The sequence below is a fragment of the Xanthomonas sp. NCPPB 1128 genome (genome assembly GCF_001043115.1).
Classification (GTDB): domain Bacteria; phylum Pseudomonadota; class Gammaproteobacteria; order Xanthomonadales; family Xanthomonadaceae; genus Xanthomonas_A.
Map to the genome: position 1 here is coordinate 25,760 of NZ_LFME01000030.1, position 26,006 is coordinate 51,765.

The following is a 26,006-nucleotide window of genomic DNA, read 5'->3' on the forward strand; positions in this document are numbered from 1 at the left end:
GCCGGCGCAGCGGCCATGGCAGGACGACAACGCGCGGCACCGATCGCTGGCGCCGCGTCGCTACGCTGGATCAACCGAACACGAACTTGCCCTTCATCACCGCCCAGTGCCCCGGGAACGAGCAGAAGAAGGTGTAGTCGCCGCCCTTGCTCAGTTTGGCGGTGGAGAACTTGACCGTGTCCGACTGCCCGGCGCCGATCACCTTGGTGTGGGCGATGATCCGCGGATCGTTCTTGGGCAGATAGTTGTCGGCCAGGCTGGAACTGGTGCCGGCATTGGCCACCGCCTGGAAATCCGAGGTCTTGGTCAGCACCCAGTTGTGGCCCATCACCGCGGCGGCGAGCTTGCCGCTGTGCTTGAGCGTCACCGCCACCTCGGTGCAATCGGCCGCGACCTTGATCTCCTTCTGGTCGAAGGACATCTGGTCGGTGCCGGTGATGGTCACCGCGCAGGTCTTGGCCCAGGCGGCGGGCGCGAACGCGAGACCGGCAAGGACGAGCAGCAGGGACGGAAACTTGGTGTTCAAGATGGATTCCTCGACAAGAAAGACAACACTGCGCCGCGCCAGGTCGCGCGCGCGGCGGGGTGTCCCGACTGTCCGCTCGCGCGCAATGGCTTGTCAACGACAAGCGATGGCGCATTGCATCATCGGCACGCGCCAAGGCGCGCGGCGATGACGGCCAGACGCTGCTCGATCGGCGCCGATCCCGCGCCATGCCCACTGCACTCGGCGCCGTCCACGCAGGCCCACGCATGTCTGCACTGATCCGCGCTCGACCGACGCTGCTGTTGCTCGACTTCGACGGCGTGCTGGCGAACTACACGCGCGCCGCCCGCATCGCAGCGCTGGCTGCGCACTGCCGCTGCGAGGCGGCGCAAGTGCGCGAAGTGCTGTTCGGTTCCGGGCTGGAGACCGCCTACGACGGCGGCGAACTGGATACCGCCACCTACCTGCAGCAGCTGAGCGCAGGCCTGGGTGCCCCGGTCGACACGGCCGCGTGGATCGCCGCACGCGTCGCAGCCAGCCGCGCCGATGCGGGCGTGGTCGCGCAGGTGCTGGCACTGGCCGAGCGCGTGGCCATCGGCGTGCTGACCAACAACGGCGCGCTGATGGCGCAGGCGATGCCGCAGATCGTGCCGGCGCTGTTTCCGCTGCTGCGCGGGCGCGTGCTGTGCAGCGGCCGCCTGGGCGGGCGCAAGCCGGATGCGGCGGTGTACCGGCAGGCGCTGGCCCACTTCGATGTCGCGCCGCGGCAGGCGCTGTTCATCGACGACCTGTTCGTCAACGTGCGCGGCGCCCGCGCGATCGGCATGGCCGCGGAAACCGCCAGCGGCGCGCGTGCCCTGCGCCGCGCGCTGGCACGGCACGGGCTGGGATGAACCGCGGTTTCAGCGTGCGGCGAGGTAGGCGCGCAGCGCACTGCGCAAGCGCGCCAGGCCTTCGCTCAGCTCGACATCGGTGAGGTTCAGCGCGGGCACGAAGCGCAGCACGTCCGGGCCGGCCTGCAGGGTCAGCAGGCCATGCGCCGCGGCGTGGTCGAGGATCGCACCGGCCTGGCCGGCATGCGCCGGCGCCAGCACCGCGCCCAGCATCAGGCCGCGGCCGCGGACCTGCGCGAACAGCGCGAATTCGTCGTTGAGCGCCGCCAGGCCCTTGCGCAGCGCCGCCGACTGCCGCGACACGTTGGCAGCGATCGCTGTCGAGGACAGCTTGCGCAGCGCCACCCGCGCCACCGCCGCGGCCAGCGGGTTGCCGCCGAAGGTGGTGCCGTGCGCGCCGAACTGCATGGTCTCGGCGACCTTGGGCCCGGCCAGCAGCGCGCCGATCGGGAAGCCGCCGCCCAGCGCCTTGGCCAGGGTCACGATGTCCGGCGTCACCTGATCCTGCCAGTGCGCAAACAGGGTGCCGGTGCGGCCCATGCCGCACTGGATCTCGTCCAGCACCAGCAGCGCGCCGTGGTGATCGCACAACGCCCGTACCTGCGCCAGGAAGCCCGGCGCCGCCGGCATCACGCCGCCCTCGCCCTGCACCGGCTCCAGCATCACGGCGGCCACGTCGCCGCCGGCCATCGCCGTTTCCAGCAGCACGATGTCGTTGAAGTCGACGTAACGGAAACCGCCAGGCAGCGGCTCGTAGCCTTCCTGGTACTTGGGCTGCGCGGTGGCGGTCACCGCGGCCAGGGTGCGGCCATGGAAACTGCCGCGGAAGGTGACGATCACCCGCTGCTGCGGCGGCCGGCCCTGGGCGCTGGCCCACTTGCGCACCAGCTTGATCGCCGCCTCGTTGGCCTCGGCGCCGGAATTGCACAGGTACGCCTTGTCGGCGAAGCGCGAGGCCACCACCAGTTCCTCGACCAGGCGCAGCGGCGGCTCGCTGTAGAACACGTTGCTGGTGTGCCACAGCTTGCCGGCCTGTTCGAGCAGCGCCGCATGCAGATCCGGATCGTTGTGGCCGAGCCCGCACACGGCGATGCCGGCGGACAGGTCGATGTAGTCGCGCCCCTCGCTGTCCCACACCCGCGCGCCCTGGCCGCGCTCCAGCACCAGTTGGCGCGGACGGTAGATCGGCAGCGCGTAGCGTTGGCCGAGGGCGATCAGCTCCGCGGCGGAAGAAGCGGTCATCGAGGCAGTCCTGCGGGGAAAACGCCGATTATAAGACCGCCGGCAGCGCACAGCCGGGGACTGCTGGCCGCCGCCTGGACCGACGGGTCGGCCTGCTGCTGCGCCACACCGCCGCCGCCCGCGCGCGTGCCGCAGTAACCCCACCACGCCGTTGCTCGACATGTGGGAGGGACTTCAGTCCCGACGCTTCAGCGCTACGGCGTCGGGGCTGAAGCCCCTCCCACAGGGGCTTCTCCAGCAGCTGCGTCGCATCCGATCAGGGCGCCGCCTGCCGCGCCGGGTGGGCCCGCGACTGCCATGCGGCTCGGGTAGCATGGGCGCATGCGATTTTTCCTCGATTCCCAGCTCGCCCCGGCGACCGAACACGGCTGGCGGCGCCGCTGGTTCGACATCATCTACCGGCACGACACCAAGCCTTCGCGCAACTTCGACCTGTTGCTGGTCGCGGCGATCCTGGCCAGCGTCGCGGTGATCCTGGCCGACAGCGTGCCCGCGCTGCACACCCGCCACGCAGGCACCCTGTACGTGCTCGAATGGGGCTTCACCGCGCTGTTCACCACCGAGTACGCATTGCGCCTGGCCACGGTCAAGCGGCCACTGCGCTACGCGCTGAGCTTCTGGGGCGTGATCGACCTGTTGTCGATCCTGCCCACCTACATCTCGTTTCTGCTGCCCGGCGCGCAGACGCTGCTGGTGGTGCGCGTGCTGCGGGTGCTGCGGCTGTTCCGCATCCTCAAGCTGACCCGCTACGTCGAGGAAAGCAGCCTGCTGGTGGACGCCTTGTGGCGCAGCCGGCGCAAGGTGTTCGTGTTCCTGTTCACGGTGATCACCCTGGTGGTGATCTTCGGCGCGTTGATGTACGTGGTCGAAGGCCCGGCCAACGGTTTCACCAGCATCCCCACCGCGATGTACTGGGCGGTGGTGACGATGGCCACGGTCGGCTTCGGCGACATTGCCCCGCTCACGCCGCTGGGCCGCGCCATCACCTCGGTGCTGATCCTGATCGGCTACAGCATCATCGCCGTGCCCACCGGCATCTACACCGCCGAACTGGCCAACAGCCTGCGCGACGCCGACCGCAGCCGCGCGCCGGATCGGCGCACCTGCGCGCGCTGCGGCCTGCACGGCCACGACCGCAACGCCGGCTATTGCCGGGGCTGCGGCCAGGCATTGCCCGAGACCGCGCCCTGAGCTCTCACCAGACGCCGGTGTTGGGCATCGACGCCCACGGCTCGGCCGGGGCCAGCGCTTCGCCCTTCTGCAGCAGTTCGATCGAGATCAGGTCGGGGCTGCGCACGAAGGCCATGCGCCCGTCGCGCGGCGGACGGTTGATGGTCACGCCGAGCGACTGCAGGTGCGCGCAGAGCGCATAGATGTCGTCGACCTCGAAGGCCAGGTGGCCGAAGTTGCGGGCGCTGCCGTAATCTTCGTCCGAACCCCAGTTGTAGGTCAGCTCGACCTCGGCTTCCGGGTTCTCCGGGGCGCCGAAGTACACCAGGGTGAACTTGCCGGCTTCGTTCTCGATGCGACGGGTCTCGTGCAGGCCCAGACCTTCAGTGAAGAACGCGCTGGTCTTCTCCAGGTCGTGGACGCGGATCATGGCGTGCAGGTATTTCATCGTGACAGCTCCGAGGGTGGGGGATGGGACGCGCGCCGTGCCGCGGTGGCGCGCGGAAAGGGCGCATAGGGTAGCGCCGGCGGCGTGCAGGCATGGCGACGCCGCATCCGGACCGGTTCAGCGGAAATAGCAGGCCTTCAACGGCAGCGCCGCCGCGCCCACCGCGCTGGCATCGGCGGTGGCGGCGGCCGGCAGCAGCAGCGGCAACGGCCGCGCCTGGCCGCGGCGCGGCTGGTTGTCGATGCGTACATGCGGAATGAGCCGCGTGGCCAGCTCGCGCGGCATGCGCCCGCCGAACACCACCGCCTGCGGATCGAAGATCGCCACGATCGCCGACACGATCAGCGACAGGCCAGGCGCCACCCGCGCGATCCAGCGCTCGATCGCCGGCCACGCCGGATCGTAGGCCGCCAGTAGCGCGCGGATGTCGGGCAGCGCGATGCCGTCCTCGGCCAGCAATTGCCGCAACAGTTCCAGCGTGCCGCGCTCCAGGCCCTGCTGCGGCAGCATGCCGGCGAACTCGCCGGCGTTGCCGTGCGCGCCGCGCAGGCAGGTGCCGTCGATCACCACACCGCCACCCAAGCCGTAGTTGAAATGCAGATAGGCGAAATCGCGATACTGGCGGCCGATACCAAGCAGACTTTCTCCGGCCGCGGCCACGGTGCCGTCGTTGTCCACCCACACCGGCAGCCCCAATGCCTCGGCCAGCCAGTCGCCGATCGACAGTTCGCCGAGCGCGCGCAGCGGCTCGGGCGGGTTCATGTGCACGCCGTCCTCGACGAAGAAGCCGGTCATCGCCACGCCGGCGCCCAGGCGCGGACCGAGCCCGGCACCCGCCGCGGCCGTCAGCGCGGCGTCGGCCTCGCGCAGCTGCGCCAGCAGTGCAGCCGGCTCGGTCGAGCGCAGCGCATGCTCGGCGGTGGCGCGGATCTGCCCGCTGAAATCCAGCAGCGCCAGCGACAGCGCATCGGTCGCGATCGCATAGCCGACGGTGTGGCCGTAGCCGGGATTGAGCGCGATGCCCGCACCCGGTTTGCCGCGGCCCGCGTGCGCCAGCGAGGCGCCGAACGCGACCAGGCCGCGCTCGGCCAACGCATCGACCAGGCGCACCGCCGACTGCACGGTCAGCCCGGTACTGCGGCTGAGGTCGGCGCGGGTGGCCGTGCCGGCCAGGCGCAGGCGATCGAGCATGTGCCGCTCGTTGTCGCTGAGATCGGCATGGACGGCGTGGCGGGACTCGGGAAGACGCGGCAAGGCGACGGCGACTGGAGCGGGCATGGGCGGTGCTGGCATGAAGACCCCGGCAGCATAGCCGCGCCGCGCGCCGTCATTGCGGCACCAACCGCGATCGGATGGAACAGAGCGTTTTCGCGACGCGCCGCCGTGTGTGCTCACAGCAACCGCAACCGTCCGACCGATGCCGCCCTCGCACCAGGCGTGCAGCCGCATTGCGGACTGCCGCAGCCGGCCACGCCGGACCTCAGTCCAGGAACAGGTCCGGCAGCAGCGGTTGCGACGGATCCAGCGCATACCCGGACAACTCGTGCACGCCGGCCTCGGCCAGCACTACGTCATCGATCAGGAACTGGCCGTAGAACCCGGCGGCCGGCCGGGTCAGCACGGCGTGCGCGGCGTCGGCCATGATCTCCGGGCGGCGGCCGTTGCCGGCATCGACCCCCGGGATCATGTTCAGCGCCTCGGTGGCGATCAGCGTGCGCGGCCACAGCGCATTGACGGCGACGCCCCGCGGGCCGAACTCGCCGGCCAGGCCCAGGGTGACGAAGCTCATGCCCATCTTGGCCAGGGTGTAGCCGGTATGCGGCGCCCACCACTTGGGATCCAGCGACGGCGGCGGCGCCAGGGTCAGGATGTGCGGATTGGCGCTGCGCAGCAGATGCGGCAGGCAGGCCTGCGCGCACAGGAAGCTGCCGCGCGCGTTGACCTGCTGCATCAGGTCGAAACGCTTCATCGGCGTCTCCAGCGCGCCGCGCAGCCAGATCGCGCTGGCGTTGTTGACCAGGATGTCGATGCCGCCGAAGGCCTCCACCGTCGCCGCCACCGCCGCACGCACCTGCTCCTCTTCGCGGATGTCGCACTTCAGCGCCAGCGCGCGCCCACCGGCCGCCTCCACCGCCGCCGCGGCGCTGTGGATGGTGCCGGGCAACTTGGGATTGGGCACCGCCGACTTCGCCGCGATCGCCACGTTGGCCCCATCGCGCGCCGCACGCAGCGCGATCGCCAGTCCGATGCCGCGCGAGGCGCCGGTGATGAGGAGGGTTTTACCTTTTAGAGTCACGGGATTGGGGAGTCGGGATTGGGGATTCGCCAAAGCTTAGCGCCTTGCCGTCCCCGCCATGACAGCGTCAGACACCCGCCGCCCGCTTCTACGAATCCCCAATCCCGAATCCCCACTCCCGGCTCTTCAGGGCTTCGGCCCCTGCCCCTCGTTGTCTTCCCACTTGAGTAGGCGCCGGGTGACGAAGCGGTACACCGGCTTGCCGCTGGCGAACCAGAGTTCGCGCACCCAGGAGTGGCGCTTGAGCAGGCGCCGCTCGACCGGGGTCAGCGCGTGCGCACAGTACATGCGCTTGTGCTTGAGCAGATGGCGAAGGTCTTCGCGCGCCAGCAGGCGCATCCAGCGCGAGCGTGGTGCGCCGCGCACGGCGAGCTGGAAATCGATCAGCGCCGGGCTGCCGTCCGCCAGCACCAGCCAGTTCGCTTCCTTGGCCAGGTCGTTGTGCGCCACGCCGCGCCGATGCACCTGCTGCAGCAGGCGTCGCGCGGCGCGGAAATAGGCCAGGTCGCCGCGCGGCGGCCGCTGGTACATGGCTGCACCGTCCAGGTAGCTGCGGTCCAGGAAGGTGCCGTCCCAGCCGCACAACTGCGGCGTCGCCGGCATCCCGTCCAGCTGCCGCAAGGCGAGCGCCTCGCGCCGCGCCAGCCACCACGCCGGCAGCCGCAGCCACCACGGCGAGGCGGTGAGGTCGCGGCGCACGAAGCGCGCGTCGCCCTCGCCCAGCAGCAGGATGCGGCCGAAGCTGTCGGCCTTGAGGATCTGGACGGTGCGGGGAACGGCGGCAGGCATCCGGCCAGTGTAGAGGGTGCGACGCGGTTTGACCGGTCTGTGCGGTCGCCCGCCACCTCCAGGCAGGCACCTGGTCCGGTGCGGGTCACCTGGGCGTCGTGCCAGGCGCCACAGAATGCTGCACCAGCGGATCGGCCGCCGCCCTGGGACGCGGCGGCGCCATGCACAGGCCTTGGCGCGGCGGCGCCGACATGACCGGCACAGGACGGCGACCACGAGGTGCCGACGGCGGACCAGGTCTGCCCGACAGCCCGGTTGCGCAAGGCCGGTCGCCCGACACGGCACCCCGGCGCTAACGGACCGTCATCACGCTCCCTCTATACTTGTCCGATGAATGCCTCATGGACCGATGCCACGCTGGAGTGGATCGCAGCACACCCCATCCTGGCCGGCGCGGTCATCTTCGCCATCGCGTTCTGCGATGCGGTCATCATCCTCGGTACCCTGGTGCCGGCGCTGCCCTTGCTGTTCGCGATCGGCGTGCTGATCGGCCTGGGCCAGATCTCCGGCCCGTACGCGGTGGTCAGCGCCGCGCTCGGCGCGCTGATCGGCGATGCGCTCAGCTACTGGGTCGGCTACCGCTGGGGCCATCAGCTCCGCAACTACTGGCCGTTCAAGCGCTATCCGCAGTTGCTCGACCGCGGCGAAGCGATGTTCCGGCGCAACGCGTTCAAGAGCATCCTGGTGGCACGCTACGTCGGCGCCATCCGTCCGTTCGTGCCGGCGGTGGCGGGCATGATGAAGATGCCGCTGCGGCGCTATCTGCTGCCCAGCAGCGTGGCCGCGGTGACCTGGTCGCTGCTGTTCCTGGGGCCGGGCTGGCTGCTGGGCCAGGCCTACGACGCAGTCGCCGCGGTCGCCGGGCGCCTGTTCCTGGTGCTGGGCCTGCTGGCGCTGGCGCTGGGCCTGGTGTGGGCGATCGTGCTGTACGGCTACCGCTGGTCGGCCGGGCACATGGACGCATTGCTGGCGCGGGCGCTGGACTGGTCGCGCCGGCATCCGGTGCTGGGCCGCTATTCGATCGCGGTGTTCGACCCGCAGCGGCGCGAGTCGGTGCCGCTGGCGATGCTGGCGGTGATGCTGTTGGCGCTGGGCTGGGGCTGGTTCGCGCTGTTGATGGTGGTGGTCGCGCACGGCGAGCCGCTGCGCCTGGACCTGGCCGTGCACGATCTGATGCTGGCCCTGCGCAACCCGCTGGCCGACTACCCGATGACCGCGCTGGCCTCGCTCGGCAACTGGCAGGTGCTGGTGCCGCCGACCGCGCTGGGCCTGCTCTACCTGGCCTGGCGCCGGCGCTGGATGGCCGCGACGCACTGGCTGGCGGCGCTGGCGTTCGGCCTGGCCCTGACCAAGTTGCTCGGCGCCACCGTGCACGTGGTGCGCCCGCCGGCGGCCAGCAGCGGTTTCGGCTTCCCCTCGGTGGCGGTGACCATGGCCACCATCAGCTTCGGTTTCTTCGCGGTGCTGATCGCGCGCGAACTGCCGGGGCGCTCGCGGGTGTGGCCGTACCTGCTGTCCGGCGCGGTGGTGACCCTGATCGGCTTCGCCCGCCTGTACCTGGGCGCGCACTGGCTCAGCGACGTGGTCGGCGGCATGCTGTTCGGCATCTTCTGGCTGCTGGTGCTGGGCATCGCCTACCGCCGCCGCTTCAACCGCGGCTTCTGGATGAAGCCGCTGGCCTGGCTGTTCTACGGCGGCTTCGCGATCGCCGCGCTGTGGTACGCGCCGCGCCAGCTGGAACGCAAGCTGGCCAAGTTCGAACCGCCGCCGCCGCAGGTGACGCAGCTGGCCGACGCGGCCTGGTGGCAGCGCGACTGGCGGCAATTGCCGTCGCGGCGCAACGAGTTCGACGACGACCAGCGCTGGCCACTGGACATCCAGGTGGCCGGGCCGCTGGCGCCGCTGCAGCGCCAGCTCGAAGCGGCTGGCTGGCGCGTGCAGCCGCAGGCCGGGTGGCAGCAGGCGCTGCAGTTGCTCGACTACAAGGCCAAGCCCGCGCAGGTGCCGGTGCTGCCGGCGACGCTGGACACGCGGGTGGAATCGCTGCTGATGCTGCGCCCCGGCCCGAATCCGGACGAGCTGTACGCGCTGCGCCTGTGGCCGGCGCCGGCGCGCCTGCAGCCGGGCAACGTGCCGCTGTGGCTGGGCAGTGCGCAGAGCCTGCGCTACGAACGCCACTTCAACCTGATCGGGCTGTGGCGGCCGCTGCGCGGTGCCGATCCTGCGCTCAACGCGGTGACCGAGGCGCTGCACGCGCTGCCCACGCGCAAGGACATGCACCGCCGCAGCGAGATCCCGGTGCTGCTGGTGCGCAGCGACGGCGACGCGCCGCCGTCGCCCTGAGCGGCGGCGGCCCGCCTTCGCTTCGGACCGATCGGCCCTGCGCCGGCGCAGCGTTCATGCAGGCGCCGGCGGGTAGCGATGTCGGTTATTTCACCTCGACCCGGATCGAACGCGAGTCGGTGGCACGATCCTCCCAATGCCGGGAGTAGACGAGATCGATCGTGCCGCTGCCATGATCGGTGGCCTTGAAGGTGTAGGTGACATTGCTGGGGCAGCCCATTCGGCCCGTTGCGCAGGCCGTGCCGGGTGCATGCTCGATGTCGAGCAGCGACAGTGGCGCGGGCAGGCTGCGCAATGCCCAGGCGCTGCCGGTCGACCCGTTCTCCGAGAGGGTGATCGCGAACAGTTGCCCGCGCTGCAGGGCGAACGGCTTCATCGACGGCGCCAGGCAGGTCTTGGGCGACACTTGGTCGGCATTGCCGGTGACCAGGGCGATGGAGCCGCGCGGGCAGTCGGCCTGACTGGCTGCGGCAGCGGGCGCGGGTGCCGTCTCGGCGGCGATGGCCGGCAGGCTCAGACAGCCGCCGGCGGACAGCAACAACAGCAGGAAGGAACGCCTCATACGAAGTCCTCGATCGTGCGTGGATAGGACGTCAGGCCGCCGTGGCGGGATGCCGTTGCCGGCGGCCGGGCGTGGCCGCCGATCACTGCCAAGCGTGGCCTGCGCCTGCTAGCGGCGCGCTGAATGCCGTCTGCGGCACGCGCGTGGGCCGCATGGGGCGTGACCAATCGAGAACCGCGCGCGGCGATCGTGGCGGATGATGGCGCAGCGCCGCACGGATAGTGGCCGCCGTGCTCTATGCCAGACCAGGACGGCGACACCGCCCTCGCCTGCCTCGATCAGGGAATCCAGGCCAGCAACTGGTCCAGCCGCGCGTGCGGGTCGTCTTCCTGCAGCAGCGACAGGCGCTGACGTTCGTCCAGCGGCAGCAGTTCGGCCATGCGCCAGCCGACCCAGGCGGCCTGGTCGAGTTGGCGCGGACCGGCCAGCGGATACACCGCGGCGGCCTGGTCGAGGATGCTGTCGAGCACGGTCGCCAGGAGCGCATGCTGCGGACGCAGTTCGTCGTCACCGTCAGCCTCGCGCCATTCCACGTCGCCGACCACCAGGCCGTTGTCGCGGACCCGGCTGCGCAGCACGTGGAAGCGCCGCGCGCCGCGCAGGCTCAGCACCAGCACGCCATCGGCGCCGACATCGAAATCGACGATGCGCGCCTCCGTGCCAAACGCCGCCGGCACCGCCGGGGCGCCGGTCTCGCTGCCGTCGAGGATCAGGCAGACGCCGAAGCCGCTGTCGGTGCGCCCGCATTCGCGGACCAAGTCCAGATAGCGGCGCTCGAACACCCGCAGCTTGATCGAGGCGCCGGGCAGCAGCACCGCGTGCAGCGGGAACAGCGGCAGCGTGGTCCGCTGCGCGCTCACGCGCCGGCTCCGCCGTGCGCGGCCAACCTCATTGCAGCGCCGCCAGGAAGCGGCGGGGTGCGCCGTCGAAGCCGCCGTTGGACATGAAGACCACATGGTCGCCAGCGCGCGCCTGCGCCTGCAGCGCCGCCAGCAGGGCGTCGACGTCGGCCGCCGCACAGGCATCGCCGCGCACCGCAGCGATCACCTTGCCCGCATCCCAGGCCAGTTCCGGCCGCTGCAGGAACACCACCGCGTCGGCGGCGTCCAGCGACGGCGCCAGCGCCTGCGCATGCGCGCCCAGCCGCATCGAATTGCTGCGCGGTTCCATCGCCACCACGATGCGCGCCGCGCCGACCTTGGCGCGCAGCCCGTCGAGCGTGGTGCGGATGGCGGTGGGATGGTGGGCGAAGTCGTCGTACACGGTGATGCCCTGCGCCTGGCCGAGCAGTTCCAGGCGCCGCTTGACGCTGCGGAAGCGCGCCAGCGCCGGCATCACCTGCACCGGCGCCACGCCCACCGCATGCGCCGCCGCCAGCGCGGCCAGCGCGTTCATCACGTTGTGGCGACCGAGCAGCGGCCATTCCACCTCGCCCAGTTCGCGGCCCTGGTGCAGCACCACGAAACGGCTGCCGTCGGCGGCAAGCAGGCGTGCACTCCACTCGAAGGCCGGATCGAAGCCGAAGCGCTCCACCGGCGTCCAGCAGCCCATCGCCAGCACCTCGCGCAGGTGCGCATCCTCGCCGTTGACGATCAGCCGGCCGCGGCGCGGCACGGTCCGCACCAGATGGTGGAACTGGCGCTGGATCGCGGCGACGTCCGGGAAGATGTCGGCGTGGTCGTACTCGAGATTGTTGAGGATCGCCACCAGCGGCCGGTAGTGCACGAACTTGCTGCGCTTGTCGAAGAACGCGGTGTCGTACTCGTCGGCCTCGACCACAAACAGCGGCCGGCCCGCCAGGGCCGGCTCCTGATGTCCTTCTCCCTCCGGGAGAAGGTGGCGCGCAGCGCCGGATGAGGGTTCGGCAGCCGCACGCCCCAGCCGCGCGGACACGCCGAAATCCTCGGCCACCCCGCCGATCAAAAAGCCCGGCTCGCGCCCGGCGGCCTGCAGCAGCCAGGTCAGGATGCTGGTGGTGGTGGTCTTGCCGTGGGTGCCGGCCACCGCCAGGGTGTCGCGCCCCGGCAGCACCTGCTCGCTCAGCCATTGCGCGCCGGAGGTGTAGGCGCGCCCGGCGTCGAGCACCGCCTCCACCGCGGCATTGCCGCGCGACAGCGCGTTGCCGACGATCACCTGGTCGCAGTCCGCGGCGATGTGTTCTGGCAGGTAGCCTTGCTTCAGCGCGATGCCGAGGCGCTCCAACTGCGTGGACATCGGCGGGTAGATCGCCTGGTCGCTGCCCTCGACCGCATGGCCGAGTTCGCGCGCCAGCGCGGCGACACCGCCCATGAACGTACCGGCGATGCCGAGAATATGGATCTTGCTCATGGCCGGATTGTCGCCGATCCCCCGGCGCACGCAAACCTGCGGCGTCATGGCTGCTGGGCGTGGCAGACTCCGCACGGGGTGGAGTTGGACACGTCTCGCCACTGCGCAGTCAAGTAGGGAATCCCCCACACGGGCTGGGGAAAGTTCCCGATAGGCAAGTCGGGAGCGGCCGCCGAAAATGAACGGGCCAGCCTCGACACCCTGTGGTTCTACTCCCCAAGAGACCATCCCCAAGGGAGCTCATGTCGTGGGGCCCTGAGCAAGCCCGCTCGCTGGCACCTTCTTTTCCTGATCCCGGCTCTCAAGGGCATGCGGGACGCGCACCCATGGCGGCCACTCGCTGTGCGCAGCGCAGCAGGACATGTCCTTACGTCTCTTTACCGCCGTAGGAGCGGCTTCAGCCGCGACAGGCATTCCCGGGAAGGCCCGTCGCGGCTGAAGCCGCTCCTACGGGCGCTTGGTGTCGTGACTGGAGACGCACGACCATCCGGGATGCCATGCCGTCTGCACGTCCGGCGCCGCTGCGGGCGCCGGCGTGCCGTGCCGCGTCAGCGGCCGATCGCCGCCAGGATGCGGGCGAGCACCTCGTCCTGCGAGCCGACGCCGTCGACCCGCGCCAGGGTGCCGCGCTTGTCGTAGAAACCGATCACCGGCGCGGTCGAGTCGGTGTAGACCTGCAGGCGCTTGCGCACCGACTCGGGGTTGTCGTCCTCGCGACCTTCGGCCTTGGCGCGGCCGGCGATGCGCTCGACCAGCAGTTCGTTGGCCACGTCCAGTTGCACCACCGCGTCCAGCGGCTGGCCGAGCTTGGCCAGCAGTTCGTCCAGCGCACCGGCCTGGGCCAGGTTGCGCGGGTAGCCGTCGAGGATGAAGCCGTTGCGCACGTCGTCGCGGCCGAGGCGCGATTCGAGCATGCCCAGCAGGATGTCGTCGGAAACCAGGTCGCCACGCGCCATCACTTCCTTGGCCTGCACGCCCAGCGGGGGGCCGGCGGCGACTTCGGCGCGCAGCAGATCGCCGGTGGAGATGTGTGGAATCTGCAGCTTGTCCTTCAGGCGGGCCGCCTGCGTGCCCTTGCCCGATCCGGGCGGTCCCAACAGAACCAATCGCATCAACCTGACTCCTCGAGGAAAGTACCGTGCGCGGCCGGCGGCGTTAGACTCGGGGGCCACGCCTGCGCTGCACCGCAAGATCCCCAGCTTACCGCATCCAGGCAATGTCCCGGCAATGTCCCCACCCCAGGAGCGAACCCCGACCATGGCCCAAGGCACCCTGCTTTACGCCCAGTCCGGCGGCGTCACCGCCGTCATCAACGCCAGCGCCGCCGCCGTCATCGGCGAAGCGCGGGCGCGCAAGGTCAAGGTCCTGGCCGCGCGCAACGGTATCCTCGGCGCGCTGCGCGAGGACCTGATCGACACCTCCAAGGAGTCGGCGGCGGCGATCGCCGCGCTGGCCCACACCCCCGGCGGCGCATTCGGCTCCTGCCGCTACAAGCTCAAGTCGCTGGAAGCGGACCGCGCCAAGTACGAGCGTCTGCTGCAGGTGCTGCAGGCGCACGACGTGCGCTACTTCCTCTACAACGGCGGCAACGATTCGGCCGACACCGCGTGGAAGGTCTCGCAGCTGGCGCAGGCGTTCGGTTATCCGCTGCACTGCATCGGCGTACCCAAGACCATCGACAACGACCTGGCGGTCACCGACACCTGCCCGGGCTTCGGCTCGGCGGCCAAGTACACCGCGGTGTCGGTGCGCGAGGCGGCGCTGGACGTGGCGGCGATGGCCGAGACCTCGACCAAGGTATTTGTCTACGAAGCCATGGGCCGCCATGCCGGCTGGCTGGCCGCCGCCGCCGGGCTGGCTGCGCAATCGCCGGACGACGCGCCGCAGATCATCCTGTTCCCCGAACGCGCCTACGACGAAGCCGCCTTCCTGGCACAGGTGCGCAAGGTGGTGGACAAGGTCGGCTGGTGCGTGGTCGTAGCCAGCGAAGGCATCCAGACCGCCGACGGGCGCTTCGTCGCCGATGCCGGCGGCGGCACCGATGCGTTCGGGCACAGCCAGCTCGGCGGCGTGGCCTCCTACCTGGCCGGCAAGGTCAAAGCCGAACTCGGCTACAAGGTGCACTGGACCCTGCCCGACTACCTGCAGCGTTCGGCCCGCCACCTCGCCTCGCGCACCGACTGGGAGCAGGCGCAGGCGGTCGGCAAGGCCGCGGTGCAGTTCGCGCTGAAGGGCATGAACGCGGTGATGCCGGCGATCGTGCGCAGCAGCGACGCACCGTACCGCTGGAAGATCGAGGCCGCACCGCTGGCCAAGGTCGCCAACCACGAGAAAAAGATGCCGGCCGGCTTCCTGCGCAAGGACGGCTTCGGCATCACCGAGAAAGCGCGCCGCTACCTGCAGCCGCTGATCCGCGGCGAGGCGCCGCTGCCGTACGGCAGCGATGGCCTGCCCAAGTACGTGGCGCTGAAGAATGTGGCGGTGAAGAAGAAGCTGCCGGCCTGGGAGGGGTGACCCGGCCTGCGCGCACCGGCCACTGCGGCGCAGCGGCGCAAGCCGAGGCGTGCGTGGCGCATGGAGGATGACGCCACCGCCGGCGAACCCGTTGCCGAACGCCGCAGCGAACGCAGCGGCTTCACTTCATCGCGCTTGCCGTCCCCGCCATGCCGTTCTGGGCGCCCGCGCCGCGCGTCCTTGCGACTGCCTGGCACCGGTTAACGCGGATGCAATGGATCCATTCCAATCGGGTCGTCAGCCCTAGCGCGCGTCGCGTTCCTGGACGGCATAGCGAACCGGCACCGACGGCAGCATCAACGCAGGGGCGGCGGTGCCCGGCGTGACCAGCGCCTGGTCCACCGCGATCGCGTCGTCGCCCTCGCGCTGGACGAAGGCCTGGACCAGGCGCGTGCTAGCCGTCGGCAATAACGCCTGCGGGATCGGACTCGGCTTGCGGCCCATTCCCTCCAGCCATTGCGGACGCCCGGCGACGAGCGTCGTGCGCGGGTGCACCACCTGCAGATCGACCGAACCCGCGAGCAGGCCTACCGTCAGCGGCTTGCCGTGCCGCATCAGCACCACGGACCGGCCATGGGTCTTGGGCTCCGCGATGGCATACAGGTCGGCATCGGGCCGATTCATCGGGATCGGCGACAAGCCCGCCTGGTCGATGGTCAACGGGTCGATTCCCGTGGCGCGCTTGAGCCGCTGCGCCATCATCTCGACCTTTCCGCCCTCGGCCGCGATCGGCCGTTCCGCGACATGGTGTTCGCCGGCATAGATCAGGATCTTGCCGGCGGGAGCCTGCTTGAGCGCGCGCCGGACCAGATTGTCGGCCTGATCCTGTTCCCGCTGCGCCTGCGCCTGGCCGGGATCGTCGGCATACTCCGTGCGCGTGGTTTCGTACGACACCGGGCGGTAGCCCAGTGCAAGCGACTGGCGCAGGAAATCGGCAAAGACCGGATCGTGCAGGTAATAGCCGCTCGGCTGCCGCACATAGCCGTCTTTCGAGAACGCCGCCATCTTGTCGCGCGACACGGCATCGTCGGCATCGCGCTTCAACGCCTCCACCGCCAGCGTCGTGTAGCCGAGCGGACGCAAGGCGCGCGCGACCTCCAGCGCGAACGCGCGGCCGCGCGGATCGAGATGATTCTCGTCGAGGATCACGATGCTGGTCCGGCGCGCGCGGCGGACGATCTCCGCAAGCGCGGAAACGCCGTGCGCGCCACGCAGGTCGGCGAGTTGTTCCTTGGGCACGTGGAAATCCGCCGTCTTGGCCGGATTGAACGTCGGCATACCGGTCATGCACGACATCACCTGCGTCCATTGGTCGAACACGTCCGCATCCTTGATGTCGGTCGCCGATGCGACACCGAGATGCGCCAGCAGGCCGAACGAGGCATCCAGATAGCGGCCATGCATGGCATCCTGCACGGATTGGTCGTTGGCGGCTTGAACACGCTTCGCTTCATCGGCCTCATCCGCCGCCGGCGAGGCCGCCGCGGAAGGCATCGCGGCCATACTCGCGGCTGACGCCGTCATCAGGAGCAGGCTACCGACGATCGATTGAAACCGCATGATGGATGCTCAGGCTTCTGGCGCGTTCGTCACTATTGCGGGGAACCTCGCGGAAGGCAAGAGCGGAAACGGCGCACACGATTGGCAGGAAACGAGAAGGAAACAGAATGGGCTTCGATTGGCACAACGGCCCGATCACCCGCGCAACGCCGGTGGACGACAGCTATCGCAATACGCAGGCCGTGCCCCGCTTCCTCGCCGGCGCATGCGCGGCCAACTTCACGTTCGATCGTGCCTTCATGGCGTGGATCAAGAACGGCGCGCCCAAGAACATGGGCGAGGTCGCCGACGAATGGCTGCGCCGGCGGCAGACAGGATCGGAACCGACTCGATAAGTCTGCATGCAACTGCATGCTGCATACGTTCGATGAGAACCAGAGACGGCCCACGGCAACGTGCATCAGCGGCTGAGAAACCTACGTTCGGCGACGCCGCTAACGGCGCCGATGATGGCGACCGATACGAGCGTGCAAGCGATCGAGCCGGTCAGGGAAACTCGCCCGACCAGCCGATGTCACTGCCCCGCATCGGCAACGCGGCATGCTCAGCGGCTGATTCCGCAAGGAATGTCGCTACGCATCCGGCTCAACGGCAGGCATTGCCTTCCAGCGTCATCTGCGCGGTGAACTGCGGCACCTGCGCGACCTTGCCGGCGGCCGCCTGCTGCTTGGCCTCTTCCAGATAGATCCGCGACTGGCCCTGGCCATCACGCTCGGTGTTCAGCGCGACCGGCTTGCGCCACACCCGCACCACCGCCTGTTGCGACGGACAGGCGGCGCTGGGCACGCGGATCAGATCGTTGAACTTCCAGCCGGTGGCCTCGCTGGGCTTGGCCTGATCGAACTCGACCAGCTTGGCGCGCGGCTGGCAGGTCGGGCTGCTGCGCACCGCGGAGAATCGGTAGGGCTGCGCCGCATCGCCGGTGTACTCGCCTTCGAAACGCACGCAGGCCTCGGGGATCTGGCGGATGGTATGCACCACGCCCACCGCCTGTGGCGCACTGGCCGGGCGCTGCAGTTCCGGGGTCGGGTCGGCGGCCGCGGCGGCCAGCGGCGCCAGCGCACACAGGCCGAGAGCAAGGAGCGAAGCGCGGAAGCGCAGCCGCGGGGAAATCGTCGAGTGCATCGAATGGCTCCTGGGAGGCGATGCGCCACGCTGCCACGCAAAGACTGAACCGCACGCCAAAAGTGCGATGGCGTGCCGGTCGCTGGCGGCAGCACGGCGCCAGGCGCATACTCGCCGCGTTCAGGCCAGTCGACATTGCGATACGCACCAGCGGCGCGCGTTGTGGCCGCGGAGTCGTTGCATGCTTCAGCTCCTCCGGTGTGATCCCAGGGTATGTCCAGCGCTTGGGCGCCATCCACATCCTTGGGAGGGGTCATGCTGGAACGATATGCAGTCACGGTGGCATTGGCGTGCGCGGCTCTGGCGGTGCTCTACGGCATCGTCTCCACGCGCTGGATCCTGGCGCAACCCGCCGGCAACGAACGCATGCGGGAGATCGCCGATGCGATCCAGGAAGGCGCCCGCGCCTACCTCAACCGCCAATACCTGACCATCGCCATCGCCGGCGTGGTGCTGCTGGTGCTGGTCGGCGTGTTCCTGAGCTGGTACACCGCCGGCGGCTTCGCGATCGGCGCGGTGCTGTCGGGCGTCGCCGGCTACATCGGCATGAACCTGTCGGTGCGCGCCAACGTGCGCACTGCCGAGGCGGCGCGGCGCGGGCTTGCGCCGGCGATGGCGGTGGCATTCCGCGGCGGCGCGATCACCGGCATGCTGGTGGTGGGGCTGGGCCTGATCGGCGTGGCCGGCTACTACGGCCTGCTGCAGTGGCTGGGGCACAGCGTCGCCGACACCCTGCACGCGCTGGTCGGCCTGGCCTTCGGCAGTTCGCTGATCTCGATCTTCGCGCGCCTGGGCGGCGGCATCTTCACCAAGGGTGCGGACGTCGGCGCAGACCTGGTCGGCAAGGTCGAGGCCGGCATCCCCGAGGACGACCCGCGCAATCCGGCGGTGATCGCCGACAACGTCGGCGACAACGTCGGCGACTGCGCCGGCATGGCCGCCGACCTGTTCGAGACCTACGCGGTCACGGTGATCGCGACGATGCTGCTGGGCGGGCTGATGGCCGCCGAGGCCGGACGCAACGCGGTGCTGTATCCGCTGGTGCTGGGCGGTGTGTCGATCGTCGCCTCGATCGTCGGCACCTTCTTCGTGCGCGTGCGCCCGGGTGGCTCGATCATGGGCGCGCTGTACAAGGGCGTGGTGGTCTCGGCGGTGCTGGCGGCGCTGGCATTCTGGCCGGTGACCCAGCAACTGATGGGCGATACCGCCGCCGGCGCCGGCAAGCTCTACGGCTGCGCGCTGATCGGCCTAGCGTTGACCGGGCTGATCGTGTGGATCACCGAGTACTACACCGGCACCCAGTACAAGCCGGTGCAGCACGTGGCCGCGGCCAGTACCACCGGCCACGGCACCAACATCATCGCCGGCCTCGGCATCTCGATGAAGTCCACCGCGCTGCCGGTGATCGCGGTGTGCGCGGCGATCTGGGGCGCGTTCGCGCTGTCGGGACTGTACGGCATCGCCATCGCCGCCACCGCGATGCTGTCGATGGCCGGCATGATCGTGGCGCTGGACGCCTACGGCCCGATCACCGACAACGCCGGCGGCATCGCCGAAATGGCGGAACTGCCGCCGGAGGTGCGCGCGGTCACCGACCCGCTGGACGCGGTCGGCAACACCACCAAGGCGGTGACCAAGGGCTATGCGATCGGCTCGGCGGCGCTGGCCGCGCTGGTGCTGTTCGCCGACTACACCCACAACCTGCGCGCCGCACACCCCACCGACACCTTCGCCTTCGACCTGTCCGACCACACGGTGATCATCGGCCTGCTGATCGGCGGCCTGATTCCCTACCTGTTCGGCGCGATGGCGATGGAAGCGGTGGGCCGCGCCGCCGGTGCGGTGGTGGAGGAAGTGCGGCGACAGTTCCGCGAGATCCCCGGCATCATGCAGGGCACCGGCAAGCCGCAGTACGACCGCGCGGTGGACATGCTGACCCGCTCGGCGATCCGCGAAATGATCGTGCCCTCGCTGCTGCCGGTGGCGGTGCCGATCGTGGTCGGCCTGTTGCTGGGCCCACGCGCGCTCGGCGGACTGCTGATCGGCACCATCGTCACCGGGCTGTTCGTGGCGATCTCCATGACCACCGGCGGCGGCGCCTGGGACAACGCCAAGAAGTACATCGAGGACGGCCATTTCGGCGGCAAGGGCAGCGAGGCGCACAAGGCCGCGGTGACCGGCGACACCGTCGGCGACCCGTACAAGGACACCGCCGGCCCGGCGATCAATCCGCTGATCAAGATCATCAACATCGTGGCGCTGCTGCTGGTGCCGCTGCTGTAGCCACACGTGCAGCAGGCGTCGGCAACATGCTGGCGCCTGCTGCGCGTCCTCTGCCGCTACAGGCAGTCGATCAAGCCATCGTTGATGCTTTGCTCGCTGCGCGGCAGCGGCGCGAACAGCGGCCGCTCGCCCGACAGCGCCGCATACAGCGCGTGCAGTCGGGTCTGCGGCTGCAGGGGGGTCCGGCAGTGCCACAGCCGCGCATCGACCACGACCCGGCCGCTGTCCGGATCGACGCTGGCCTCGCTGGCGCCGAAGCTCCAGATGCACTCCCCGATCACCCCGTCGCGCTGGCGCACCGAGCAGCGATAGCGCAGCGGCCGGTAGTCGCTGTAGTCGCCTTCGCAGAAGGTGTCGCCGCAGAGTTGGTCGAAGTCGTGCGCCAGCCGTTGCTCCAGGTCGGCGAACGCCTCCCAGCCCTCGCCCGGGGCGGGATAGTCCATCGCATCCACGTAGGCCGGTTGCGCCTGTTGCGCCTGCGCAGTGCCGCAGGCCAGGACCAGTACCGCCAGCAGCGGCAGCATCGATTGCCGGATTCCGTTCATCGTCTTGCTCCTTGGGTGGGGACAGTGAGCACAGGATCGCCGCCGCCCGCGGCCGGTACCATCGGATTGCGCCCCATGCGGGCCGGTATGGAGTCCGAAACCGCTGTAGGAATCCCCCGAACCGCCGTGCGCTGCATTGCAACAGCCAACCGACTAGAATGCCTGCCTCTTTAGAAGCCACTCCACTGGAGCTAGCGCATGGGTCTGGAACTGGTCACCTCCGGCAAGAACCTGCCGGAAGAAATCAACGTCGTCATCGAAATCCCCAAGGATTCGGAGCCGGTCAAGTACGAAGTGGACAAGGCCAGCGGCGCCATCTTCGTCGACCGCATCCTCTCCACCCCGATGCGCTACCCGTGCAACTACGGCTACGTGCCCAACACCCTGTGCGGCGACGGCGACCCGGCCGACGTGCTGGCGCTGCTGCCGCTGCCGCTGGTGCCCGGCTGCGTGGTGCGCTGCCGCCCGGTCGGCGTGCTGAAGATGAGCGACGAGGCCGGCAGCGACGAGAAGATTCTGGCGGTGCCGGTGGCCAAGGTGTTCGAAGGCTACGGCCACATCGAGGACATCGCCCAGGTGTCCGGCCACTGGATGGAGCGCATCGGCCACTTCTTCGAGCACTACAAGGACCTGGAAAAGGGCAAGTGGGTCAAGCTCGACGGTTGGGGCAACGCCGAGGAAGCCAAGCGCATCCTGCGCGAGTCCGTGGCCCGCTTCGAAGCCGGCGCCTGAGCCGCGCGGCCGTGGCGGGGCGCCTGCCCCGCCGCGGCTGATCCGTTTCACGTTTTGCCGTTGCCGGGGCGCCGCGCTTCGGGGTTTGCGGTACATTGCGTCATGGCATCATCGAGCCCGGTCCGTCCGCGACCCGGCTCTTCTTGGGGGACAGTCTCTTGCGCATCCTGTTCGTCGGCGACGAAGCCAGCCTTCCGTCCGAAGTCACTGAATACATTCGCGATCTTGGCGACGACTGGCAGGTCCAGAGTGTCGCCGACGGCAATGCCGCGATCGCCGCGGCGGCCACGGTACGCCTGGATGCGGTGATCGCCGCGCCGACGCTGCCGGACCTGACCACCGCCACCTTGCTCGGCCAGATCCGCACGCTGAGCCCGGAAACCATCCGCATCGCGCTGATCGAGGCCGAGCAGAGCAACCGCGCGCCGCCGGCGCGGATCATCGGCGTGGCGCACCGGTTCCTGCCGCTGCCGCTGTCGCCGGAAATGCTGCTGGAAGCGGTGACCAGCCTAGAGGAACTGCAGGAACTGCTGGGCAACCCGCGCCTGCGCTCCAGCATCGGCCGCATCGAGAAGCTGCCCTCGCCGCCGCATCTGTACCTGAGCCTGATGCACGCGCTGGAGCAGGACGAAGGCAGCAACGCCGCCGACCTGGCCAAGCTGGTTTCGGCCGACCCCGCGATCGCGGCCAAGGTGCTGCAGCTGTGCAATTCGGCGTTCTTCTCCAACGGCCGCACCATTTCCGACCTGCGCACCGCCGTGACCCGCCTGGGCACCGCTACCCTGCGCGACCTGGTCCTGGCCAGCGAAGTGTTCTCGGTGCAGGCGCTGTCCAACGCCGAGCGCAACGCGCTGCAGCAGCGCTCGCTGCTGGCGTCCAAGCTGGCCGCGAAGATGCTGCCGGCCTCCAGCGTCGAGCTGGGCTCGACCGCGGCACTGCTGGCCGACATCGGCCTGCTGCTGCCGGGCGTGCGCGACGAGCGCGAGCCGCCCACCGATGCCGACGACACCCGGCCGGGCCACGCCGAAGCAGGCGCCTACCTGCTGGGCCTGTGGGGCCTGCCGATGCCGATCATCGAGGCGGTGGCCTTCCATCGCCAGCCGCAGCGCTCCAGCACCCGCAGCTTCTGGGTCACCGGCGCGGTGCACGTGGCGATGGCCCTGGCCAGCGGCTCGGAGGTCGACGAGGAGTATCTCTCCAAGACCGGCATGCTCGGCAAACTGCCGACCTGGCGCGAGCACGCCGAGAACCTGATGGGGCTGACGTCGGCGTAAGTCCATCGTGGCGCGCGCGGCCTGCCGCCGTGCGCGATCAATAGTGCTTGCACTTCGCCGACCTTCTCGCTGCCGTTGGCAAACGTCTTCGGCGCATCTCGCGCCGGCATCGCGGCTCGCCCATCGCCCAATCCACACGACGGTCCGCCGCGCGCCCTTGCAGCGGCGCGACGACTGCGCCACCCCGAGAGCCCCTCACCGGCGAGCGCGTAGCGGCAACAACAGCAACGGCTTCGGGGCATTCGCAACTACGCGAAGCGCGCAGCGGTAGGAGCGGCAACTGCATTCGGTCGGCTGGTGTGCACAGTAAGTTCTCGAAGCGCCCCTAACGCTGCGACCGCAGGCGCTCGATGCCAACACCTGGCGTCGCGTCGCCACCAGTTGCCGGGCCGCGGACGCGAGGATGCGCCGGCCATACCACGGCAACCGCCTGTCCGCCGCCCGGCACGACACGTCACAAGCGCTGCGCAGACACAAAAAAAGACGGGCCTTGCGGCCCGTCTTCGTGTCACGCGAACAGCTCGATCAGAAGCGCTGGGTGTACTTCATGTACACGTAGCGACCGATGTCGAAGCCGCCGTAGTAGGCGAAGCTGCTGTCCGGGGCCGAGTACATCAGCGGACCGCGGTGGTCGAACACGTTGTTCGCACCGATGGCGATCGTCGCGTCCCACGGCGCCTTCCAGTTGACCTGCAGGTCGTGGAAGGTGTTGGAACCGGTGTGACGCAGCGGATCGGCTTCGCCGTTGGCGAAGTGGTCCGGCGCATCGCAGTAGTCCGTGGCCAGCGAGATGCAGCTTTCCTTCATGCCGGAGTAGTAGCGCAGGGTGTAGTTCACACCGAAGTCGCCCATCGTCCAGTTCACGCCCAGGTTGGAGCGCACGCGGAAGATGCCCGGCTCGCCGACGCGGCCGATCGTGATGTTGTCGCCCGCGGCGTTCTGGCCGGCTTCGTCGTACTTGCTGACGTAGCTGGTCTGCCAGTCGATCATGATCTTGCCGAACGCCATTTCCGGCAGACGGTAGCGGATGCCCAGATCGTAGCCTTCGGTCTCCATCTGGCCGAGGTTGGCCACGCCGTAGGTCATCGCCGAGATGTGGCCGTCGGCGGCGCGGGTCACGCCGGCGCAGCGCTCGGCATTGCCCAGCACGTAGCAGTCGCGCAGGATGCGGTCCACGCTATCGGCGATGATCATGTCCTTGATCTCGTAGCGGTACCAATCCAGCGAGATGTCCAGGCCCTGCACCCAGCGCGGGCTCCACACCAGACCGGCGGTCTTGCTGGTGGAGGTTTCCGGACGCAGGTTCGGGTTGGAGCCGCTGATGAACTCGTCCGGGGTCTGGCACGGATAGGTGGTGCACGGCACGTAGCCCTGGCCCAGCTGGGTGTAGCCGACCGGCACGCCGGCCGCGGTGCATGCCGCATTGCCGTTGACGCTGTTCGGGGCGCCCACGCCGCACGGATCGACGTACGACTCGAAGCTGCTGCTCAGGCCGCCGTACAGATCGCTGATCGTCGGGGCGCGGAAGCCCTCGGCGTAGGTGCCGCGGACCAGCAGTTCGTCGATCGGCTTCCAGGTGAAGCCGAACTTGGAGTTCACCGTATCGCCGAAGTTGCTGTAGTCCGAATAGCGGCTGGCCAGGTTCAGGGTCAGCTGCTTGGCGAACGCCATGTCGGCCAGGATCGGCACGTTCAACTCGAGGTAGAACTCGTCCAGATCGTAGTTGCCGGCGGTGGTCTTGGCGCCCAGGCCGGTGCTCTCACCCGACTGCGCGAAGGCGTCCGGCGAGAAGCGGCCTTCTTCCTTGCGGTGCTCGTAGCCGACCGCGATGCCGAGGTCGCCCGCCGGCAGCGTCGCCAGCGTGCCGCTCAGGTTGGCGGTGTAGCTGGTGGTCTTGGTCAGGCCCGTGTCGGTGAAGTACGGGAACAGGAAGGCCTGGGTTTCCGGGTCGGCCAGCGAGCCCGGGCCGGCCACGCCGAACGGCAGCAGCGGGTTCCACGGACGGCAGGCGCTCAGCGACACCGGCGCGGCGGCGGTGCCGCACTGGGCGACGCCGCTGGCGTTGATGAAGGACGAACCCAGCGCCTGGCGCGCTGCGATCAGGCTCATGTCGCCGTGACCGGTCTTGGTGCTCTCGTTGCGGTTCCACAGCGCACCGACGTCCCAGTCCCAGGTCTTGTCGGCGAACTCGAAGGAGCCGCTGATGGTCGGCGCGAAGCGCGTGGTCTTCAGCTTGCTTTCGGTGGTGCGCGGCACTTCCCACAGTCGGCGGCGGAAGTCGATGTCCTGGCCGATCGGGTTGAACGCGCTGTCGCCGGCCAGCGGGGTGCCGAACGCGGCGGACTGGTACGGATAGCCGGCGATCTGCTGGTCGGTAGTGCGCTCGTTGTAGAGCACGTCGGCGTTGAAGACGATCGAGTCGGTCAGGTCGTAGTTCGCGTTGGCGAACACCGACTTACGCTCGATGCCGGTCTGCACCATCATCTGCTGGTTGGAGTTGGCGCGCTCGGCCGCCGTCAGCGGGTGGTAGTCGGCCGGGTTGTTCGGGTTGCCGCCCTGGTTCAGGGTCTGCCACACCGCCACGTCCGGATCCGAGCAGTCCACGGTCAGCGGGTTGCACCAGCTGCCGTTCTGGCTGATCGGGCTCCAGCTGCCCGGGGTGGAGTTCGGGCCACGGCTGCCGTCGCGGCTGAACCAACGGTTCTTGGCGAACACCGGATCCTGCTTGGAATACTCGGCGGTCAGCGCCACGCCACCGCGCTCGCCCTGGGTGCCGATGGTGAAGGAGTACTGCGAGGTCTTGCCGTCGCCTTCGCCGAACTGGCCGAACTCGGCCGAGACCTCGGCGCCGTCGAAGCGCTTGCGGGTGATGATGTTGACCACGCCGGCGATGGCGTCGGAGCCGTAGATCGACGAGGCGCCGTCCTTCAGCACTTCGACGCGCTCGATCGCCGCCATCGGCACCTGGCTCAGGTCCTGCAGGCCCGAGGTGGTGGCGCCCAGGCGCTTGCCGTTCAGCAGCACCAGGGTGCGTTCGGCACCGAGGTTGCGCAGGTCGACGTAGTAGCCGCCGACGTTTTCGCCAGAGGCCAGCGCATCGGCGCGCGAAATGGCCGGGGAGCCGGCCGAGGTCAGGTTCTGCAGCACGTCGGCGACCGAGGTGTAGCCCTGGCGCTCCAGCGCCTGGCGGTCCAGGGTCAGGATCGGCTGCTGGGTTTCGACGTCGGCGCTGCGGATGCGCGAACCGGTGATCTCGATCCGGTCCAGCGTGGTGGTGGACGAGGCGGCGGCTTCTTGCGCGCCGGCAATCGCCGGCGTCAACGCGATCGCGATGCTGGCGGGCAGCAAGCCCAGCCGCACTGCGGGAGTGCGAAGGTTCATCAATCTCTCCAGGGTAACGTTAGGGGCGTGTTAA

The 26,006-nt window shown here is 69.5% G+C and carries 22 protein-coding genes; 8 read left to right on the top strand and 14 right to left on the bottom strand.

The features are described from left to right. Nucleotides 1-70: 70 nt before the first annotated feature. Nucleotides 71-526 carry an azurin gene (gene azu / locus ACP93_RS16575; RefSeq protein WP_048491772.1) on the bottom strand — a complete coding sequence of 152 codons (456 nt, stop codon included), beginning with the start codon at nucleotides 524-526 and terminating at the stop codon, nucleotides 71-73. A gap of 236 nt (nucleotides 527-762) precedes the next feature. Between azu and ACP93_RS16580 the strand changes: the two genes are divergently transcribed. Next, entirely contained in the window at nucleotides 763-1,380 is a 618-nt protein-coding gene (locus ACP93_RS16580; protein ID WP_106407125.1) for an HAD-IA family hydrolase, read from the top strand. A 9-nt stretch (nucleotides 1,381-1,389) separates the two neighbouring features. On the opposite strand, the gene ACP93_RS16585 is transcribed toward ACP93_RS16580, so the two are convergent. Then, nucleotides 1,390-2,622, bottom strand: a complete 1,233-nt coding sequence (locus ACP93_RS16585; protein WP_048491774.1) for an acetylornithine transaminase — start codon at nucleotides 2,620-2,622, stop codon at nucleotides 1,390-1,392. Between the two features lie 321 nt (nucleotides 2,623-2,943). Between ACP93_RS16585 and ACP93_RS16590 the strand changes: the two genes are divergently transcribed. Further along, the gene (locus ACP93_RS16590) at nucleotides 2,944-3,813 is read left to right on the top strand and encodes an ion transporter (RefSeq protein WP_048491775.1); all 870 of its coding nucleotides are present in this window, start codon (nucleotides 2,944-2,946) and stop codon (nucleotides 3,811-3,813) included. Nucleotides 3,814-3,817: 4 nt separating this feature from the next. On the opposite strand, the gene ACP93_RS16595 is transcribed toward ACP93_RS16590, so the two are convergent. The 4 genes from ACP93_RS16595 to ACP93_RS16610 all read right to left on the bottom strand — a co-directional run bounded on the left by ACP93_RS16595 (nucleotide 3,818) and on the right by ACP93_RS16610 (nucleotide 7,325). After that, the gene (locus ACP93_RS16595; RefSeq protein ID WP_048491776.1) at nucleotides 3,818-4,240 is read right to left on the bottom strand and encodes a VOC family protein; all 423 of its coding nucleotides are present in this window, start codon (nucleotides 4,238-4,240) and stop codon (nucleotides 3,818-3,820) included. Nucleotides 4,241-4,357: 117 nt separating this feature from the next. Continuing rightward, complete coding sequence (locus ACP93_RS16600; protein ID WP_048491777.1) at nucleotides 4,358-5,518, bottom strand: ROK family transcriptional regulator; 1,161 nt, start codon at nucleotides 5,516-5,518, stop codon at nucleotides 4,358-4,360. Between the two features lie 202 nt (nucleotides 5,519-5,720). Further along, the gene (locus tag ACP93_RS16605) at nucleotides 5,721-6,536 is read right to left on the bottom strand and encodes an SDR family oxidoreductase (RefSeq protein WP_048491778.1); all 816 of its coding nucleotides are present in this window, start codon (nucleotides 6,534-6,536) and stop codon (nucleotides 5,721-5,723) included. A gap of 126 nt (nucleotides 6,537-6,662) precedes the next feature. Further along, entirely contained in the window at nucleotides 6,663-7,325 is a 663-nt protein-coding gene (locus ACP93_RS16610) for a serine/threonine-protein kinase (protein WP_048491779.1), read from the bottom strand. A 330-nt stretch (nucleotides 7,326-7,655) separates the two neighbouring features. On the opposite strand from ACP93_RS16610, the gene ACP93_RS16615 reads away from it, so the two are divergent. Continuing rightward, nucleotides 7,656-9,668, top strand: a complete 2,013-nt coding sequence (locus ACP93_RS16615; protein WP_048491780.1) for a bifunctional DedA family/phosphatase PAP2 family protein — start codon at nucleotides 7,656-7,658, stop codon at nucleotides 9,666-9,668. Nucleotides 9,669-9,753: 85 nt separating this feature from the next. Here ACP93_RS16615 and ACP93_RS16620 read toward each other — a convergent pair whose 3' ends face one another. The 4 genes from ACP93_RS16620 to ACP93_RS16635 form a co-directional block, all read right to left on the bottom strand. Further along, nucleotides 9,754-10,230: a protease inhibitor I42 family protein gene (locus ACP93_RS16620; RefSeq protein ID WP_048491781.1), complete on the bottom strand. Its 477-nt coding sequence runs from the start codon at nucleotides 10,228-10,230 to the stop codon at nucleotides 9,754-9,756. Between the two features lie 278 nt (nucleotides 10,231-10,508). Further along, nucleotides 10,509-11,090 carry an LON peptidase substrate-binding domain-containing protein gene (locus ACP93_RS16625; RefSeq protein WP_048491782.1) on the bottom strand — a complete coding sequence of 194 codons (582 nt, stop codon included), beginning with the start codon at nucleotides 11,088-11,090 and terminating at the stop codon, nucleotides 10,509-10,511. 28 nt (nucleotides 11,091-11,118) lie between these two features. After that, a complete protein-coding gene (gene mpl / locus ACP93_RS16630; protein WP_048491783.1) occupies nucleotides 11,119-12,558 on the bottom strand; it encodes a UDP-N-acetylmuramate:L-alanyl-gamma-D-glutamyl-meso-diaminopimelate ligase in 1,440 nt (479 codons plus the stop codon). 548 nt (nucleotides 12,559-13,106) lie between these two features. Then, nucleotides 13,107-13,670, bottom strand: a complete 564-nt coding sequence (locus tag ACP93_RS16635) for an adenylate kinase (RefSeq protein ID WP_048491784.1) — start codon at nucleotides 13,668-13,670, stop codon at nucleotides 13,107-13,109. A gap of 145 nt (nucleotides 13,671-13,815) precedes the next feature. Between ACP93_RS16635 and ACP93_RS16640 the strand changes: the two genes are divergently transcribed. Then, complete coding sequence (locus ACP93_RS16640) at nucleotides 13,816-15,072, top strand: 6-phosphofructokinase (protein ID WP_048491785.1); 1,257 nt, start codon at nucleotides 13,816-13,818, stop codon at nucleotides 15,070-15,072. A gap of 243 nt (nucleotides 15,073-15,315) precedes the next feature. On the opposite strand, the gene ACP93_RS16645 is transcribed toward ACP93_RS16640, so the two are convergent. Continuing rightward, nucleotides 15,316-16,632, bottom strand: coding sequence for an energy-coupling factor ABC transporter ATP-binding protein (locus ACP93_RS16645; RefSeq protein ID WP_131721665.1), 1,317 nt, complete (start codon nucleotides 16,630-16,632; stop codon nucleotides 15,316-15,318). Between the two features lie 107 nt (nucleotides 16,633-16,739). On the opposite strand from ACP93_RS16645, the gene ACP93_RS16650 reads away from it, so the two are divergent. Next, a complete protein-coding gene (locus ACP93_RS16650; protein ID WP_048491787.1) occupies nucleotides 16,740-16,967 on the top strand; it encodes a DUF6434 domain-containing protein in 228 nt (75 codons plus the stop codon). A 250-nt stretch (nucleotides 16,968-17,217) separates the two neighbouring features. On the opposite strand, the gene ACP93_RS16655 is transcribed toward ACP93_RS16650, so the two are convergent. Beyond that, nucleotides 17,218-17,757, bottom strand: coding sequence for a hypothetical protein (locus ACP93_RS16655; RefSeq protein ID WP_048491788.1), 540 nt, complete (start codon nucleotides 17,755-17,757; stop codon nucleotides 17,218-17,220). A gap of 255 nt (nucleotides 17,758-18,012) precedes the next feature. On the opposite strand from ACP93_RS16655, the gene ACP93_RS16660 reads away from it, so the two are divergent. Then, a complete protein-coding gene (locus tag ACP93_RS16660) occupies nucleotides 18,013-20,040 on the top strand; it encodes a sodium-translocating pyrophosphatase (RefSeq protein WP_048491789.1) in 2,028 nt (675 codons plus the stop codon). A 56-nt stretch (nucleotides 20,041-20,096) separates the two neighbouring features. Here the strand turns inward: ACP93_RS16660 and ACP93_RS16665 are convergent, their stop codons facing one another. Continuing rightward, nucleotides 20,097-20,585, bottom strand: coding sequence for a hypothetical protein (locus tag ACP93_RS16665; RefSeq protein ID WP_048491790.1), 489 nt, complete (start codon nucleotides 20,583-20,585; stop codon nucleotides 20,097-20,099). Nucleotides 20,586-20,783: 198 nt separating this feature from the next. Between ACP93_RS16665 and ppa the strand changes: the two genes are divergently transcribed. Both ppa and ACP93_RS16675 read left to right on the top strand, forming a co-directional pair. Further along, nucleotides 20,784-21,317, top strand: a complete 534-nt coding sequence (ppa, locus tag ACP93_RS16670) for an inorganic diphosphatase (protein WP_048491791.1) — start codon at nucleotides 20,784-20,786, stop codon at nucleotides 21,315-21,317. 158 nt (nucleotides 21,318-21,475) lie between these two features. Next, complete coding sequence (locus tag ACP93_RS16675; protein WP_048491792.1) at nucleotides 21,476-22,591, top strand: HDOD domain-containing protein; 1,116 nt, start codon at nucleotides 21,476-21,478, stop codon at nucleotides 22,589-22,591. Between the two features lie 525 nt (nucleotides 22,592-23,116). Here the strand turns inward: ACP93_RS16675 and ACP93_RS16680 are convergent. Further along, nucleotides 23,117-25,972 carry a TonB-dependent receptor gene (locus tag ACP93_RS16680; protein WP_048491793.1) on the bottom strand — a complete coding sequence of 952 codons (2,856 nt, stop codon included), beginning with the start codon at nucleotides 25,970-25,972 and terminating at the stop codon, nucleotides 23,117-23,119. Nucleotides 25,973-26,006 lie beyond the last annotated feature (34 nt).

Coding starts and splice junctions, on each gene's coding strand:
- ACP93_RS16635 (WP_048491784.1), bottom strand. CDS start 13,670: ATGCGATTGGTTCTGTTGGGACCGCCCGGATCGGGCAAGGGCACGCAG.
- ACP93_RS16665 (WP_048491790.1), bottom strand. CDS start 20,585: ATGAACGGAATCCGGCAATCGATGCTGCCGCTGCTGGCGGTACTGGTC.
- ACP93_RS16620 (WP_048491781.1), bottom strand. CDS start 10,230: ATGAGGCGTTCCTTCCTGCTGTTGTTGCTGTCCGCCGGCGGCTGTCTG.
- ACP93_RS16640 (WP_048491785.1), top strand. CDS start 13,816: ATGGCCCAAGGCACCCTGCTTTACGCCCAGTCCGGCGGCGTCACCGCC.
- ACP93_RS16655 (WP_048491788.1), bottom strand. CDS start 17,757: ATGCACTCGACGATTTCCCCGCGGCTGCGCTTCCGCGCTTCGCTCCTT.
- ppa (WP_048491791.1), top strand. CDS start 20,784: ATGGGTCTGGAACTGGTCACCTCCGGCAAGAACCTGCCGGAAGAAATC.
- ACP93_RS16645 (WP_131721665.1), bottom strand. CDS start 16,632: ATGCGGTTTCAATCGATCGTCGGTAGCCTGCTCCTGATGACGGCGTCA.
- ACP93_RS16680 (WP_048491793.1), bottom strand. CDS start 25,972: ATGAACCTTCGCACTCCCGCAGTGCGGCTGGGCTTGCTGCCCGCCAGC.
- ACP93_RS16595 (WP_048491776.1), bottom strand. CDS start 4,240: ATGAAATACCTGCACGCCATGATCCGCGTCCACGACCTGGAGAAGACC.
- ACP93_RS16615 (WP_048491780.1), top strand. CDS start 7,656: ATGAATGCCTCATGGACCGATGCCACGCTGGAGTGGATCGCAGCACAC.
- ACP93_RS16600 (WP_048491777.1), bottom strand. CDS start 5,518: ATGCCCGCTCCAGTCGCCGTCGCCTTGCCGCGTCTTCCCGAGTCCCGC.
- ACP93_RS16585 (WP_048491774.1), bottom strand. CDS start 2,622: ATGACCGCTTCTTCCGCCGCGGAGCTGATCGCCCTCGGCCAACGCTAC.
- ACP93_RS16650 (WP_048491787.1), top strand. CDS start 16,740: ATGGGCTTCGATTGGCACAACGGCCCGATCACCCGCGCAACGCCGGTG.
- ACP93_RS16590 (WP_048491775.1), top strand. CDS start 2,944: ATGCGATTTTTCCTCGATTCCCAGCTCGCCCCGGCGACCGAACACGGC.
- ACP93_RS16610 (WP_048491779.1), bottom strand. CDS start 7,325: ATGCCTGCCGCCGTTCCCCGCACCGTCCAGATCCTCAAGGCCGACAGC.
- mpl (WP_048491783.1), bottom strand. CDS start 12,558: ATGAGCAAGATCCATATTCTCGGCATCGCCGGTACGTTCATGGGCGGT.
- ACP93_RS16660 (WP_048491789.1), top strand. CDS start 18,013: ATGCTGGAACGATATGCAGTCACGGTGGCATTGGCGTGCGCGGCTCTG.